Source organism: Prevotella sp. FD3004 (assembly GCF_000746155.1).
GTDB lineage: Bacteria > Bacteroidota > Bacteroidia > Bacteroidales > Bacteroidaceae > Prevotella.
This window is the reverse complement of sequence record NZ_JQKR01000014.1, coordinates 109,649-124,707: the sequence shown is the minus strand read 5'-3', so window position 1 is coordinate 124,707 and position 15,059 is coordinate 109,649. Positions and strand designations below refer to the sequence as shown.

The following is a 15,059-nucleotide window of genomic DNA, read 5'->3' as shown; positions in this document are numbered from 1 at the left end:
GGTTATTAATCGATTAAATAATGCCATTATGAAGAAAATTTTAGTAGCAGAAGACAACGACAGCAATTATATTCTGATGTCGTACATTTTGAGAAAGTATTATGCGTATGATCGTGCCAAAAATGGTCAGGAAGCTGTTGAGAAAGTAAAGAGCGGTGACTTTGATATGGTACTGATGGATATTAAAATGCCTGTCATGGATGGTCTGGAAGCCACCACGGCAATCAGGGAATTCAATCAGGAAATTCCCATTGTGGCGCTTACGGCTAATGCTTTCGATAGTGACCGCGAATTGGCTCAAGAGGCCGGATGTAATGAGTTTATGGCAAAGCCAGTAAACAGCGATGAGTGTCTGGCTACAATACGTAAAATCATAGGAGTCTGAAAATAGCCTGACACATCAGGCTAACTCTAAACCGAATGCCTGCCGTAGAGCCTCTACGGCAGGATTTTTTTGTAACATTAGTTCAAATTGCTCACGACGGGTGAGTATCTTCTCGTGCTTATATTCGGCTACGCTGATGTCGAGAGTGATATTGCTGTTTTGCAGGCTACTTCTCAGAGTGCTGAGTATGCGCCCCTTGAAGTTTTCAATATCCTGCTTGATAAGCATGTTATCAACAATCAACTTGATATGAGGAATCTCTTCGATGGTGGGATTCATGTTTTTCATGCGAGTAGCGATACCCTTGTATTCTTGAGGCATACGGATACACATGGACATCCACTGAAGATCAAGTTCTTCTTGTGTGAAGTTGGCATTGGTCTGCTGATCTGGAGAGGCTGTAACGGTGCCAGGGATGATGTTCATCTTGGTAGCTTTCCCCTGGTCACGAAGATTGTTCCAGGAGAAGCCAATCTTCTTCAATTGTACAGTTGGCTTTGCGGGTGCAACTTTGGATGTAGACGAGTCGCTGCTTTTGATGCTATTTGTAGCGCTGGTGGGAATGCTTGCTACAGGCTTTGGTGCAACAGGATTAGCTGCGGCTACCTGTGGGGCCGCTTTTCTGGGCTGAGACTGTTGCATCAGTTTCTTAAACAGGGATTTTAATCTTCTGGGGCTACGCCCCGCGCTGGCCCCGTCATCATCAGGCTGAGTAATCTGTGCCACTTCAATCAGCGTGAGTTCCACAAGCAGGCGCTTGTTGCTTGACTGACGGTAGTTGATGTCGCACCGATTCATTATTTTAAGAGCCTGGTAAAGGAATCTTGTTTCTGCTCGTTTGGCCTGCTCTGCATAGCGCTCACGTTGCTGATCGCTCACCTCAAGTAGAGGCAGAGTGGTTTCGTCTTTAGCCATAAGGACATTGCGAACGTGTTTGGCCAAACCTTGAATGAGTAAGCCACCGTCGAATCCTTTATTGATGATATTGTTTAGCAATACCATGATATCGCTCACCTTATTCTGCAGACTGAGATCGATCATCTGAAAATAATTCTCGGAATCGAGCACGTTCAAATCTTCAATCACTTTTTCATAAGTGATGTTCCCCTGACAGAACGACGCAGCCTGATCGAAGATGGAGAGGGCATCTCGCATGCCGCCATCAGCCTTTTCGGCAATAACTGCTAGTGCCTGCTCTTCGTAGGTGATACCTTCTTGCTGAGCCACATGCTTCAGATGGTCTACAGTGTTACGAACGGTCATACGTTCGAAGTCGTAAATCTGACATCGGCTTAAGATTGTTGGCAAAATTTTATGCTTTTCAGTTGTAGCGAGGATGAAAATGACATGCGCTGGCGGCTCTTCGAGAGTCTTGAGGAATGCGTTGAAAGCTGCCGTTGAGAGCATGTGTACCTCGTCGATGATAAAAACCTTATAACGGCCCAATTGCGGTGGTATACGTGTTTGCTCCATGAGCGTTTTGATGTGCTCTACGCTGTTGTTTGAAGCTGCGTCGAGCTCAAAGATGTTAAGTGAACGTTGCTCGTTGAACGACTGGCACGACTCGCATTCGTTGCAAGCTTCACCATCAGCAGTGGGATTCTGACAATTGATGGCTTTGGCGAAAATGCGCGCACAGGTGGTCTTACCCACACCTCGTGGACCGCAGAAAAGGTAGGCATGCGCAAGTTTACCACTCTTTACAGCGTTCTTCAGCGTGGTGGTAAGAGCCGCCTGACCTACGACAGTATCGAAGGTTAGCGGACGGTATTTCCTGGCTGAAACAATGTATTCCATTATTCTAAATGTTGATTTCGTGCTGCAAAGATAACGATTTTTGGCCACAGATTACACAGATTAACACTGATTAATTAAAAAAATCAATTAAATCAGCGTAATCTGTGGCTTTTTTCATAACTTTGCAAGCGATATGAAACTTTTGGTAAATATAAAGGCTTATGTACTACGCGTGTGGCACTCGGTATTTTTCAAATATGCCGTGGTGACTATTGCTGGCGTATTGCTTGTTGGCTTTCTCGACGAGAACAGTCTGTGGAGCCACATCAAGAACTTGCAGCGTATCAATGACTTGACGGAAGAGAAAGAAAAGTATAATGCAGACTTCGAGCGTGACCAGGCTCAGATTAAGGAACTTGACAAGAATCCGAAGGCTATTGAGAAGATTGCACGCGAACGTTATTTTATGAAAAGTGATGATGAGGATATTTTCGTACTCAGCGATGATGAGCGCGAAGCAAAACCACTGGAAAGCAGCAATGAAACAATTGAATAAAACACAGACGATGATTTATCTGTTGGGTGCCATACTGATGACCGTTGGCGCTGGTATATCACTATTGACATGGGAGAGTGCTCCTTACATCTATAGTATAGGTGCACTGGGCTTTGCCTCTATGCAGATGTTGCAGCGTTATGAGGGACAGAACTTTAACATCAAGAGACTGCGCAGGATGATGCTTGTCAGCGATGTGTTGTTTTTGTTAGCAGGTGTACTCATGTTCGCGAATAAGAGCAATTTGCTAGGACTCGACCATATTATATATATAGAGTATGTATATAATAAGTGGGTTCTCGTGCTTTTGATTGCAGCCATCTTACAACTCTATTCTATGCATAGGATTGGTTGTGAACTCGAGAAAGAGGCAAAAAAACTATAAAAGATTGCGCATTTGTTTTAAAATGCGCAAATTTATTTTTCTACTTCAATAATTCATTATATTTTTGCGCCACGAAACTAATTATATATGAATAAGGTATTATACGCTTTTCTAATTGCTACTACGCTAATATCGTGCGCTGAGTCATATTCGATTCAGGGATCATCTTCAGTATCGCAGCTCGATGGGAGCAAGCTCTACTTGAAAGCAATCAAGGATCAAGAGCTAAAGAATATAGACTCTTGTGATGTGATACATGGAAAGTTCCGCTTTGCAGGACTTCTTGATACAGTTAAACTGGCTAACCTCTATATGGACGATGAACCTCTGATGATGCCAGTTGTTATCGAAAAGGGTGAGATTGAGATTCATATCGACAATACGAGCCGTACCGTTAGTGGTTCGCCGCTTAACGATAAGCTATATGAGTTTATTCGACTCCATGATCAGATTGACAATGAGATGAATGAACTGAGTCACCGCCAGAGTCAGATGCTGCTAGAAGGTATCGACGAAGGTGTGATAAATCGTCAGCTTACTGCTGAGGCTGCCCGTTTGGCTCAGCAGGAAGATAGTTTGGTGACGAACTTTATAGTAGAGAACTTTGATAATGTTTTGGGACCAGGTGTGTTCATGATGATGACAGGCAGCTATCAGTATCCTGTATTGACCCCCCAGATTGAAGATATTATGAGTAAAGCTACCAAGAAGTTTAAGGAAGATTCTTACGTGAAGCAGTATTACCAGACGGCTTTGGATATTCAGGCTCGTCAGAATGGACTGGTAGATGACAATGTGAAGTATGAGAACACTGATTCAGTCGGGAACGCTCGTTAACGAAGGGTGTACGTTTGATGGCTCTATCGTCATCGAAAACGGCAAAATCTCGAAAGTAATACAAGGTTATAATACTCCCGAGGCATCCTATGATGAAGTCATAGATGCTTCGGGATGTTTTATTCTACCAGGTGTGATTGATGATCATGTGCATTTTCGTGAGCCAGGTTTGACTGAGAAGGCCGATATAGAGATTGAGAGTAGGGCTGCGGCTGCTGGAGGCGTGACAACCTATTTTGATATGCCCAACACAGTGCCTCAGACTACTACCCTCGAAGCCTTGAAGGACAAGTTTGCCTTGGCTGCTGGTAAGAGCCACGTTAATTACAGCTTCTTCTTTGGCGCTACTAATGATAATGCCGATCTGTTCTCTCAACTCGATGTACACCAGATTCCTGGTATTAAACTTTTTATGGGCAGCTCTACGGGCAATATGTTAGTTGATCGTCGTGAGGCTTTGGAGAAGATCTTCGAATTGACGCCACTTCCCCTGATGGCTCATTGCGAAGATACGGATATCATCAACCGCAATATGGCAGAGGCAAAGCAGAAGTATGGCGATGATCCTAGGGTGCAGCATCATCCTGAGATACGCAGCGAGGAAGCATGCTACGAAAGCACGCGTCTGGCTGTGGAGTTGGCCAAGAAACACATGGCTCGTCTGCATGTGGCCCATCTGACCACCGCTCGTGAATTGGATTTGTTTGAACCCTCATTTCACACTCAGATGATTACTGCCGAGGCTACTGTCTCGCATCTTTATTTCTGCGACAGAGATTATTCCCAGTTGGGGACTCGCATCAAGTGCAACCCTGCCATAAAGACCCAACGTGACAGAGACGCCTTGCGTGATGCTTTAAACGATGGACGCATTACTGTGATAGGTACTGACCACGCTCCCCATCTGTTGGCTCAGAAAGAAGGCGGATGTGCCTGTGCTGCCAGTGGTATGCCGATGATACAGTTCTCGCTTGTTACCATGTTGGAACTTGTGGATCAGGGCGTTCTTTCAATAGAGCGTCTTGTAGAACTGATGTGTCATAATCCTGCAAAACTATTTGAGGTCAGAAATAGGGGGTTCCTTCGTGAAGGCTATCAGGCCGACATTGTATTGGTGCGCCCTAATACCGCATGGATTGCCTCGAAAGAAAATATCTTGAGCCGTTGTGGCTGGAGTCCTATGGAGGGACACATGTATCTCTGGCGTGTAGAACGAACTCTTTGCAATGGTCACACTGTATTCCTGCAGGGTAAGGTTGATACTTCTTATATTGGACAACCTGTGGCTTTCAGATGAAAATAGTCTTCGATATTCCGTCGTTGATTCCTTATGTCAACTGGCCCTACTTCTACTATGCTTGGCAAGTGAAGGAGGAACAGGAGAAGATACGCTTACGTACGGAGGCGGAAGTTTTTTTAATGAAGATAGAAAATCGATATCAAGCCTACGCACTTTTCGAGCTTTTCGCTGCTAATGCCGATGGCGATGATATCGTGCTTGACGAACATCGCATACCTTTACTTCGTCAACAACAAGGCAAACCGCCTTATCTGTGTCTCTCCGATTTTCTGCGTCCTATTACTTCTGGTATAAAAGATAGGGTAGGAGTGTTTGCTACTTCTGTGGATCTGGGTTTGGAGACTGATTTCGATTTTGACCCATATCAGAAGATGATGGCACAACTTTTGGCAGACCGTCTGGCTGAGGCTGCAGCAGAGTGTATGCACGAACAAGTAAGAAAAAAATATTGGGGTTATGCAAAAGATGAGCAATTGTCGATACCCGATATGCTGATTGAGAAGTTTCAGGGTATCCGTCCTGCCATAGGCTATCCTTCATTGCCCGATACTAGTTTGAATTTTGTACTTAATGACTTGCTGGATTTGCGTCAGATAGGTATTCGTTTGACAGAGAGCGGAGCAATGAAACCCCATGCCAGCGTGAGCGGACTGATGCTGGCCCATCCTAAGGCGTGTTATTTTAACTTGGGAAAAATTGGGGAAGACCAATTGCGAGACTATGCCCGTCGTCGTGGTCTTCCCATAGAAGTTGTTCGTAAGTTCTTGGCCTCTAACCTCTGATTATTTCTCAAGAGATTTCCCTGACATCAGAAGTTCTACCAGCGGACGATCCTTATAGGTGTGGTGTTGTTGATCCCAGAAGCCGAAGTCGGCATCGTAGCACCATGTGGTCCATGCGATGTTGAACTCGTCAAACACCGTCAGCATGTCACGTGTCCAGTTGTAAGCCAACTCGCGATCTACAGGCTCGTAGACACCCCATTCGCCACAGAACAGCTGAAGACCATACTTCTTGGCGGCCTCGATGGCATCCTTAAACTGTGCGCGGATGGTATTGATGTCCCATATTTGCTCTGTATATTGCTTCAACTCTGGCTTGATGGCATCGGGAGCTGCGTCGTAGTCTTCTTTCGAAACAAGTACGCCAGGATAGTTCACCTTGCCTGTATATTTGCCAATAGGAGTCCACCATGCTCCATAATGTGTCAGAATCATTGGGTTGTAATAGTGGAAGCTGAGGATGATATTTTTGTCACCCTCGGGCACTTTCAGAAACTTCATCGTTTCGTGTCCCTGCCAGCGGTTTGAACCAATGACGAGAGTGCGCTGAGGCTCTATTTTACGTAGTGCCTTGTGTACTTTAGCTACCAATTGGTTCCACTGCTCGTGCTCATCAGCCACAGGCTCGTTCATGAATTCATAAGCCACCCAGTCGCAACTGCGATCTTTTAAGAATGCAGAAAGCTGATACCACAGGTTGATCAGGTCTTGTTGTGCCTTGTCTGACGTGAAGAGCGTATTAGCAGCCTGGTTCCCCTCATTTACGGCATTGAAATAGTGCGAACGGATGATGTGCAGGTCAACGATGGCGCGCAGGTTGTGCTTACGAGCCAAGTCGAGAGCATTCTTCAGCAAGTCCCATGCTTCTGGTAGCTTATTCCCCTGTTCATCCCAGAACTGAACCTCGTCAATAGGGATACGTACGAAGTCGAACCCGAGTTCTTCCAGACGCGCGAAGTCGTCTTCCTGGATGTGTAGTCTACGTGCTTCGCCACGCTGTTCTGATTGCGACAGCCAGTGGCTGACGTTTGTGCCACGTTTAATGCGGAAATTGTTGACTTTGTCAGTTTGTGCAAAGCATGACATTGATATAAACATTACCATTACAATCATGGCCAGCTTGAAAAAAAACTTTCTCATAATCTCAATAGTTTTAAGTTATTATTGTGCTTTAAGAGTGATTACTACAATCTCGCCTATAGCGCCGAATCGGAAAGGAATCAATCCGCCGAGGCCTGCTGTGACGAAAAGCGCCTGCCCTCCTTCCCGATACCAACCGCTATACTCCTTGCCCGTTAGCGACATGGGACACCATCCGAAGATAGAGAACTGCATCTTATGAGTATGTCCACTCAACGTCAGTTGACTTCGTCCGTCAGGGATGATCTTGCGCCGCCACGCTGAAGGGTCGTGCTCCAGCATCATTACGAACTCTTTGTCGGTTGTGTTTTTTAGAGTCTTATTTATGTCCCCTTTCTGGGGGAACTTCTTACCATCACCATCGTTTTCCATACCAGCTATGATGATGTGCTCCTTGCCGCGTTCGATGGATTGGCTCTCATTGCGAAGTAGCGTCCATCCTAACTGTCGTTCAAGACTAACCGTCTCTCTGCAGTTAGCCGTCTTCATGGCGTCGTCGCATCCGAGATAGTATGCGTAATCGTGATTGCCTAGTACAGAGAAAACGCCATCCTTAGCCTTTAGTTTGTTCAGTATGTCCATGTGTGGATAGAGGTCTTGTGGCTGTATGTTTTGAAGATCACCAGCAAATACAATTATGTCGGCCTTCTGTGAATTAATACTGTCTATAGCCTTTTGTAATATCCATTGGTCCTTGACGGTGTAGGAGCCCACGTGTGCATCAGAGAAGAGTACGATCTTATAACCGTTGAAAGCCTTTGGCAGTGCCTCAGATGTGTATGTCTGATGGTTCACCTCCAGCTTCTTGAATCCCACGAAACTACCATATAATACTATATACCAGATAACGGGCACAATCAGTAATCCCAGCAGGTTGCCGTAGTTTTTCTTCCGGTGAAACAACTTGCAAACGCTCAGTCCCAGTACCGACAGTACCATATACATTGCCTTGGGTACAGCTATTAGTCCCAGCAATAGCAGGTAGATATATAATATGGTGGGATTGTCGGGAATAAAATTCGCCTCGTATGTCAGCATTAGTGTATAGGCTACCAGCAGGATAGAGGGAATCCAACGTACCACACGTCTTCCTACTGGTAACTTGTGGCGCCAATAGTGCAAATCCAGATACACGTCGGGTATCAAAATCAGCAGTAAGAAAAGATAAGGAGCTCTTGCAATCATTGATCAGGATTCTCTACATAGCCTTGATATCTTGGCGAGAGTGACGACATTACCGAGTCGTATGCCTGACGCATGGTGGCATCTACGTTGTCTGGTCCTTGCCCGATGGGGTAGATGGGCTGATGAATGGTAAGCGTCAGCGGATGCCAGTTGACGAAGTTGAATCCCTTCATGCGAGGCAGGATGTCGAAACTTCCATTAATGGTAAGTGGCACTACGGGCAGCTGCAATTCGTCGGCCAGTGCGAAAGCACCTTTCTTGAAAGTACCCATATGACCTGTAAATGTGCGTGCTCCTTCAGGAAATACTGTCACGCTGTAGCCCTCTTTCAGTATTTCTCGCGCATCCTCGTATGTCTTGCGTATCTTGCTGGGACCGCGTTTGTCAACGAATATCTGATGTGACTTTGCACAGGCATAACCTACAAACGGAATCTTTCTCAACTGTTGCTTCATCATCCACTTGAAATTACGCCCCAAATGGCCGTATATCAAGAAGATGTCGAACGAGCCCTGATGATTAGCCACAAACACATAGCTCTGGTCTTTCTCCAAATGTTCGCGCCCCTCTACCTTGACAGGAATGAGAAATGTCTTCAACACCAGTTTACCCCACATATGGCCAGGGTAATATCCCCAGAAGTGCCCGTTGCCTATGGTTGTACCTATGCCCACTTCAAGGGCGGTGATAATAGTTAGGATTACAAGTAAGGGTAATCCGATGAAGAGTTGGTAGATAATATAGAGTAATTTCACAGTCTTATGTTTCTTGTTGTTCTATTGCTTAGGAATTTCTCGGGTATTTCCTTGTCCACCCATCCCAGCGTAGTCTCATCACACCGAAGAATGCTTCGCCGAATATGCCGCCCGACATCTTACTGGTGCCCTCACGCCGATTCACGAATATCACGCTCACCTCTTTGATCTTAAAACCAATCTTGTAGGCAGTGTATTTCATTTCAATTTGGAAGGCGTAGCCCTTGAAACGTATTTTGTCGAGCTCGATGGTCTCCAGTACCTTGCGTTTGTAACACACAAAACCAGCGGTAGTGTCATGAACCAGAAATCCCGTCACCACGCGTACGTATTTCGACGCAAAGTAGCTCATCAGCACCCTGCCTATAGGCCAGTTCACGACGTTTACGCCACTCACATAGCGACTTCCCACGGCCACGTCATAGCCATCGCTTTGACAAGTCTTGTAGAGCCTTGGCAAATCGTTAGGGTCGTGACTAAAGTCGGCATCCATCTCGAAGATGTAGTCGTAATGATGCTCCAATGCCCATTTGAAACCAGCAATGTAGGCAGTGCCGAGTCCTAGTTTGCCTTTACGTTCCAGCATGTATAGGCGGTTGCCGAACTCCATAGCCATCAAACCGCGTACAATAGCAGCTGTCCCATCAGGCGATCCGTCGTCGATCACAAGAATATGGAAGCACTTCTCAAGGGTGAATATCGCACGGATGATTTTCTCGATATTCTCCTTTTCGTTGTAAGTAGGTATGATGACTATACTGTCACTTTCGTACATAACTTTCTACGCTTTTGATGGTGCAAAGTTAAGAAAAAGAAGTGAAAAATGAAAAGTGAAAAGTGAAAAGTATGCTCTATTTGTGTTTTTTTTGTATTTTTGCACCTGAATTTGCAATGAATATACAGGAATTAGAGAATCTTTACGCCAAGTTGCCACAAGTGTCGGCACTGGCTGCTGAGTTGGGGAAATCCTCGTTTACAACGGTTTTCCTTGAGGGTCTGTTGGGCTCTAGTGCACCAATGCTCTTTGGTAGTTTGGCCCTGAAGTGTCAGAAACGTCTGCTTTTTGTTCTTCAGGATGCCGAGGAGGCTGGCTATTTCTATCACGACCTCACCCAGTTGATGGGCGAGGAGCGGGTGTTGTTCTTCCCCTCCAGCTATCGCCGTGCCATCAAATATGCCCAGCGTGATGCAGCCTCTGAGATCCTGCGTACCGAGGTCCTTGCCAGACTGACAGGTGGATGGGTTGGTTATATCATTACCTATCCTGAAGCATTGGCCGAGATGGTGGTGTCGAAGCGGAGTCTCGATGACCGTACATTAGTGCTTGAGAAAGACCAGGCTATTGCTGTTGGCGATATTGAGAGAACGCTCCACGAGTTTGGTTTCCGCGAGGTCGACTATGTCTATGAGCCAGGCCAGTATGCCCTGCGCGGCTCAATTCTCGATGTCTATTCTTACAGTTGTGAGTATCCCTATCGTATCGACTTCTTTGGCGATGATATCGACTCTATCCGTACATTCGAGGTAGAAGACCAATTGTCTAAAGACCATCGCGACCGCATCGAGGTAGTGCCCGAACTCTCTGGCGTTTCCGAAGAGAAAGTGTCCTTCCTTTCGTTTGTGCCTCGCGACATGGTGCTGGTCACCAAAGACTATCTTTATGTGCGCGATGCCATAGACCGTGCCTATCAGGAAGGCTTCTCGGCTCAGGCACGTACAGAGCAGATGGAGGGAGCTACTGAGATAGAGCGCCGTGAGATAGAACGCCGGTTGCAGCGCGAGAACCAACTCGTCACAGGAGCTCAGTTCATGAGCGATGCCAATGAGCTCCGTCGCATAGAGTTCGGTCATCGTCCTTCATCTCTAAATTCTACATTCTTAACTCTTAAATTCTCCGTCTCCGTCCAGCCTCTTTTTCACAAGAACTTCGACATGCTCATTAAGACCTTTGAGGATTACCTCCTTCAAGGTTATCATATATATATATGTGCCGACAGTCAGAAGCAGAACGAGCGTCTGAAAGATATCTTCGCTGAGAAGTCGACCATTGCCTTTACGCCTGTTCAGAACACCATTCACGAGGGCTTTACCGACGATGATCTGCGCATCTGCGTATTTACCGACCACCAGATATTCGACCGCTTCCATAAGTATAACCTCAAGAGCGACAAGGCCCGTAGCGGAAAGATGGCCCTTACGCTGAAGGAGATTCAGCAGTTCGAAATCGGCGACTACGTGGTGCATGTAGATCATGGTGTGGGTAAGTTCGGCGGTCTCATCCGCATGCCTCAAGGTGACAGCTATCAGGAGATGATAAAGATTCTCTACCAGCATGGCGACAGTATCTATGTGTCTATCCACTCGCTCTACAAGGTGTCGAAATACAAGTCGCAGGACAACGGCGAGCCTCCACGCCTCTCCAACTTGGGTACAGGCCAGTGGGAACGCCTCAAGGAACGTACTAAAAATCACATCAAGGATATGGCGCGTGACCTGATAAAACTCTATGCCAAGCGCCGTCGTGAGAAGGGTTTTGCCTTCAGTCGTGATACCTATCTGCAACAGGAGCTCGAAGCAAGTTTCCTCTACGAGGACACACCCGACCAGCTCAAAGCTACGCAGGAGGTGAAGGCTGATATGGAGCAGGAAAAGCCTATGGATCGTCTGGTCTGTGGCGATGTGGGCTTTGGAAAGACCGAGGTGGCTGTGCGCGCCGCTTTTAAGGCCGCTACCGATGGCAAACAGGTGGCTGTTCTGGTGCCCACCACTGTATTGGCTTACCAGCATTACCGCACGTTTATGGGGCGCCTCAAGAATATGCCCGTCCGTGTCGACTATCTTACTCGTGCCCGCACTGCGAAACAGACCACTCAGGTGCTCAAGGATCTTGCTGATGGCAAAATAGATATCATTATAGGAACGCATAAGCTAATCGGCAAGACCGTCAAATTCAAGGACCTTGGCCTGCTCATCATCGACGAGGAGCAGAAGTTCGGCGTCTCTACTAAGGAGAAATTGCGCCAGATGAAGTCGAGCGTTGATACCCTTACCATGTCGGCTACGCCTATTCCCCGTACCCTCCAATTCTCGCTCGTTGGTGCCCGCGATTTCAGTGTCATCCAGACACCGCCGCCTAACCGCTATCCCATTCAGACCGAGATCCATACCTTTGGAGTCGAGATCATCACCGATGCTATCAATTTCGAGATGTCGCGCAATGGTCAGGTATATTTTGTCAACAACCGTATTAGCGAACTCCAGCATATTGAGGAACTCATCCATAAATACATCCCCGATGCCCGTGTGGCCATTGGTCATGGACAGATGAAGCCTGAGCAACTCGAACAAATCATTCTCGATTTCTCTAACTACGACTATGATGTGCTACTCTCTACGACTATTGTCGAGAACGGTATCGACATCCCTAATGCCAACACCATCATCATCAATGGTGCCCACAACTTCGGGCTTTCCGACCTTCATCAGATGCGTGGTCGCGTGGGACGAGGCAATCGTAAGGCTTTCTGTTATTTATTAGCACCTCCTCTTGCTGCACTTCCTGCCGATAGCCGTCGTCGCCTTGAGGCCTTAGAGAACTTCTCCGACCTGGGTTCAGGTATTAACATTGCCATGCAAGACCTCGATATCCGTGGTGCAGGCAACTTGCTGGGCGCCGAACAAAGCGGTTTTATCTCAGATTTGGGCTATGAGACCTACCAGAAGATTCTGAATCAGGCGATGACAGAACTGCGCAATTCAGAAGCCCTTCAAGAGATGGGGGACTGGCAGGTTCTTGGGGGGGAAGAGGGGGATGCCTCCTTCTTTGTAGACGACTGTGCCCTCGAATCCGATATTGAGATGTATTTCCCCGATTCTTATGTACCTAGTGACTCAGAACGCATGTTGCTCTATCGCGAATTAGATAATCTGGCGGGCAGTTCCCGTCTTGAATCCGATTTGGAGGCTTATCGCAAACGTCTTGTCGATCGCTTCGGCGCAATTCCCCCCGTGGCCGAAGAACTCATCGAAGTAGTGCCCCTCAGAGCCGCAGGAAAGCAACTGGGTATTGAGAAGATTATGCTCAAACAGCAACATATGTACCTCTACTTTGTGAGCCATAATGATAGTCCCTACTATCAGAGCGAGGCCTTCGGACGCGTACTCAGCTATGTAGCTGCCCACCCCCGTCAGTGCAATTTCCGTGAGGTCAAAGGTAAGCGTTCCGTCGTTATCACCAGCGTACCTACTGTAGTCTCTGCTCTGTCAATCTGTCGTCAGATTCTGTCAGATTGACACATAAGGGCTTCTGGCATTTCCCTTGCATGTTGTTGAGTGAAAGCCGAAAGGCAATCATAAAAAATAACATGTATAATCGTTAAAATAGAATTAGGAGGTAAAGATTATGATGCCAGTAATGAGAAGCAACAGTTGGATTCCAAGTGTGTTCAATGATTTGTTTGATACCGATTTTATGCCGAAGTGCAATGCTACGGCTCCTGCTATTAATGTGAAAGAAAGCGACAAGGCATACACCGTAGAACTCGCCGCTCCGGGCATGAAAAAGGAGGATTTCAATGTGCATATCAACGATGAAGGTAACCTCATCATTAAGATGGAGAGTAAGAGTGAGAAAAAGGATGAGGACAAGAACACTCGCTATCTGCGACGTGAGTTCTCATACTCAAAGTTTGAGCAGACTTTGATTCTGCCTGACGATGTAAAAAAGGAGGATATTCATGCTCGTGTAGACAATGGTGTACTCACTATTGAACTCCCCAAGGTGATAGTGGAGAAGGCTAAACTTTCTCGTCAGATAGATATTGTATAAGTTTTTTAGTTGTTGTTTTTAGTTTTTGAGCCGTCAGACGTTGGTCTGGCGGCTTTTTTGTTAAAATCCTCATTTATAGGGATTGTACAATATACCGAATAGCAGTACCTTTGCACCGCAATTTTAACACAAGGACGAATATATAGTTATGTGTAGCAACCCATTTATAGCTGTTATTAATCACCAACCTGCTCTGCGCCCTCCCATGTGGATGATGCGTCAAGCAGGTCGTGTACTTCCCCGTTATCGCTGCCTCACCCAGAAACAGCCTTTCCATTCTATCTTGGCCGATGCTAAGATGGCCGCCGAAGTCACACTTATGCCTATCAACGATATGGGTATGGATGCCGCCATCTTATTCAGTGATATCCTCGTTGTTCCTGAGGCATTGGGTGTTCAAGTCGAATGGACTACTGATGGCCCCGTATTCCCTCATCCGCTGATGGACTTAGATTCCCCCGCATCTTTGCTCTATTTCAATCCCTCCAATCTGATGCATGTGGCCGATACCCTTGATGAGATACAGTGCCAGAATACGGATGATACTCCTGTAATAGGCTTCTGTGGCGGTCCGCTTACCTGTCTGTGCTATATGCTTGGCGGGCGCGACAAGAGCATGCAGTTTACCGATGTGGTGCGTTATTTCTACACCCACCGCTCAGAAACAGAACAGTTGCTCGAAGCCCTCACAAGTGCATCAGAATACTATGTGCGTCTTCAGGCGGCTCATAAAATTTCTGCTTTCCAAATATTCGAGTCGTTTGCCAGTGTGATACCCGTCGAGCTCTATACTTCGTTGATCCTGCCTTTTGTGCGTCGTATCACAGCGGCGGCCCGCGATTGTGGCCTGCCGGTCATTTTCTTTCCAAAAGGTTTTGGCACAGGGCTTTCGGTGTTGACAAAAGATGATTGCGACTTCGTGAGTATCGACTGGCATACGCCACTCTCAACAGCTCGCGCCATAGTTTCACCCGCTTTAGGTCTTCAAGGTAATATGGATCCCCGTTTGTTGTTTGCCCCTCAAGCTGTCATCGCCCAACATCTGCAGACTTATATGGACTTTTTCAACACTTACCCCGACTATATATTTAATCTGGGGCATGGTCTGCATAAAGACACACCGCTTAAGAACGTGCGTTTCGTTACCTCATGGTTTAAACAGAAATAAT

14 protein-coding genes are annotated in these 15,059 nt (G+C 46.6%); 9 read left to right on the top strand and 5 right to left on the bottom strand.

The window, feature by feature from the left end:
• Positions 1-28 precede the first annotated feature (28 nt).
• Entirely contained in the window at positions 29-385 is a 357-nt protein-coding gene (locus T325_RS06145) for a response regulator (protein ID WP_036911428.1), read from the top strand.
• A 15-nt stretch (positions 386-400) separates the two neighbouring features.
• On the opposite strand, the gene T325_RS06140 is transcribed toward T325_RS06145, so the two are convergent.
• Positions 401-2,185 carry a DNA polymerase III subunit gamma/tau gene (locus T325_RS06140; protein WP_036911558.1) on the bottom strand — a complete coding sequence of 595 codons (1,785 nt, stop codon included), beginning with the start codon at positions 2,183-2,185 and terminating at the stop codon, positions 401-403.
• Positions 2,186-2,315: 130 nt separating this feature from the next.
• On the opposite strand from T325_RS06140, the gene T325_RS06135 reads away from it, so the two are divergent.
• The 5 genes from T325_RS06135 (at position 2,316) to T325_RS06115 (ending at position 5,982) form a co-directional block, all read left to right on the top strand.
• The gene (locus T325_RS06135; protein ID WP_051949748.1) at positions 2,316-2,678 is read left to right on the top strand and encodes an FtsB family cell division protein; all 363 of its coding nucleotides are present in this window, start codon (positions 2,316-2,318) and stop codon (positions 2,676-2,678) included.
• Complete coding sequence (locus tag T325_RS06130; protein ID WP_036911426.1) at positions 2,662-3,063, top strand: hypothetical protein; 402 nt, start codon at positions 2,662-2,664, stop codon at positions 3,061-3,063. The genes T325_RS06135 and T325_RS06130 overlap by 17 nt, the downstream gene beginning before the upstream one ends.
• An 87-nt stretch (positions 3,064-3,150) precedes the next feature.
• Entirely contained in the window at positions 3,151-3,900 is a 750-nt protein-coding gene (locus T325_RS06125) for a DUF4369 domain-containing protein (protein ID WP_051949746.1), read from the top strand.
• Positions 3,866-5,197: a dihydroorotase gene (locus T325_RS06120; protein WP_036911424.1), complete on the top strand. Its 1,332-nt coding sequence runs from the start codon at positions 3,866-3,868 to the stop codon at positions 5,195-5,197. Before T325_RS06125 ends, T325_RS06120 begins: the two co-directional genes overlap by 35 nt.
• The gene (locus tag T325_RS06115) at positions 5,194-5,982 is read left to right on the top strand and encodes a vitamin B12 dependent-methionine synthase activation domain-containing protein (RefSeq protein ID WP_036911422.1); all 789 of its coding nucleotides are present in this window, start codon (positions 5,194-5,196) and stop codon (positions 5,980-5,982) included. Before T325_RS06120 ends, T325_RS06115 begins: the two co-directional genes overlap by 4 nt.
• Here the strand turns inward: T325_RS06115 and T325_RS06110 are convergent, their stop codons facing one another.
• Genes T325_RS06110 through T325_RS06095 form a run of 4 tightly spaced genes read right to left on the bottom strand, consistent with a single transcriptional unit; the run spans position 5,983 to position 9,837 of the window.
• On the bottom strand, positions 5,983-7,122 hold the full coding sequence (locus T325_RS06110) for a glycoside hydrolase family 5 protein (RefSeq protein WP_036911420.1): 1,140 nt from the start codon (positions 7,120-7,122) through the stop codon (positions 5,983-5,985).
• A gap of 21 nt (positions 7,123-7,143) precedes the next feature.
• Positions 7,144-8,307 carry a metallophosphoesterase gene (locus T325_RS06105; RefSeq protein ID WP_036911418.1) on the bottom strand — a complete coding sequence of 388 codons (1,164 nt, stop codon included), beginning with the start codon at positions 8,305-8,307 and terminating at the stop codon, positions 7,144-7,146.
• On the bottom strand, positions 8,304-9,062 hold the full coding sequence (locus tag T325_RS06100) for a lysophospholipid acyltransferase family protein (protein ID WP_036911416.1): 759 nt from the start codon (positions 9,060-9,062) through the stop codon (positions 8,304-8,306). Before T325_RS06100 ends, T325_RS06105 begins: the two co-directional genes overlap by 4 nt.
• Before the next feature lie 28 nt (positions 9,063-9,090).
• Positions 9,091-9,837, bottom strand: a complete 747-nt coding sequence (locus T325_RS06095) for a polyprenol monophosphomannose synthase (RefSeq protein ID WP_036911414.1) — start codon at positions 9,835-9,837, stop codon at positions 9,091-9,093.
• Positions 9,838-9,953: 116 nt separating this feature from the next.
• On the opposite strand from T325_RS06095, the gene mfd reads away from it, so the two are divergent.
• The 3 genes from mfd to T325_RS06080 all read left to right on the top strand — a co-directional run bounded on the left by mfd (position 9,954) and on the right by T325_RS06080 (position 15,058).
• Positions 9,954-13,355 carry a transcription-repair coupling factor gene (gene mfd / locus T325_RS06090; RefSeq protein ID WP_036911411.1) on the top strand — a complete coding sequence of 1,134 codons (3,402 nt, stop codon included), beginning with the start codon at positions 9,954-9,956 and terminating at the stop codon, positions 13,353-13,355.
• A 109-nt stretch (positions 13,356-13,464) separates the two neighbouring features.
• Positions 13,465-13,890: an Hsp20/alpha crystallin family protein gene (locus T325_RS06085; protein WP_036911409.1), complete on the top strand. Its 426-nt coding sequence runs from the start codon at positions 13,465-13,467 to the stop codon at positions 13,888-13,890.
• A gap of 148 nt (positions 13,891-14,038) precedes the next feature.
• The gene (locus tag T325_RS06080; protein ID WP_036911407.1) at positions 14,039-15,058 is read left to right on the top strand and encodes a uroporphyrinogen decarboxylase family protein; all 1,020 of its coding nucleotides are present in this window, start codon (positions 14,039-14,041) and stop codon (positions 15,056-15,058) included.
• Position 15,059 lies beyond the last annotated feature (1 nt).

Bases quoted from the DNA above. Each gene is read 5' to 3' on its own strand.
- T325_RS06145 (WP_036911428.1), top strand. From the start codon at position 29: ATGAAGAAAATTTTAGTAGCAGAAGACAACGACAGCAATTATATTCTG.
- T325_RS06135 (WP_051949748.1), top strand. From the start codon at position 2,316: ATGAAACTTTTGGTAAATATAAAGGCTTATGTACTACGCGTGTGGCAC.
- T325_RS06130 (WP_036911426.1), top strand. From the start codon at position 2,662: ATGAAACAATTGAATAAAACACAGACGATGATTTATCTGTTGGGTGCC.
- T325_RS06125 (WP_051949746.1), top strand. From the start codon at position 3,151: ATGAATAAGGTATTATACGCTTTTCTAATTGCTACTACGCTAATATCG.
- T325_RS06120 (WP_036911424.1), top strand. From the start codon at position 3,866: ATGAGAACACTGATTCAGTCGGGAACGCTCGTTAACGAAGGGTGTACG.
- T325_RS06115 (WP_036911422.1), top strand. From the start codon at position 5,194: ATGAAAATAGTCTTCGATATTCCGTCGTTGATTCCTTATGTCAACTGG.
- T325_RS06110 (WP_036911420.1), bottom strand. From the start codon at position 7,122: ATGAGAAAGTTTTTTTTCAAGCTGGCCATGATTGTAATGGTAATGTTT.
- T325_RS06105 (WP_036911418.1), bottom strand. From the start codon at position 8,307: ATGATTGCAAGAGCTCCTTATCTTTTCTTACTGCTGATTTTGATACCC.
- T325_RS06095 (WP_036911414.1), bottom strand. From the start codon at position 9,837: ATGTACGAAAGTGACAGTATAGTCATCATACCTACTTACAACGAAAAG.
- mfd (WP_036911411.1), top strand. From the start codon at position 9,954: ATGAATATACAGGAATTAGAGAATCTTTACGCCAAGTTGCCACAAGTG.
- T325_RS06085 (WP_036911409.1), top strand. From the start codon at position 13,465: ATGATGCCAGTAATGAGAAGCAACAGTTGGATTCCAAGTGTGTTCAAT.
- T325_RS06080 (WP_036911407.1), top strand. From the start codon at position 14,039: ATGTGTAGCAACCCATTTATAGCTGTTATTAATCACCAACCTGCTCTG.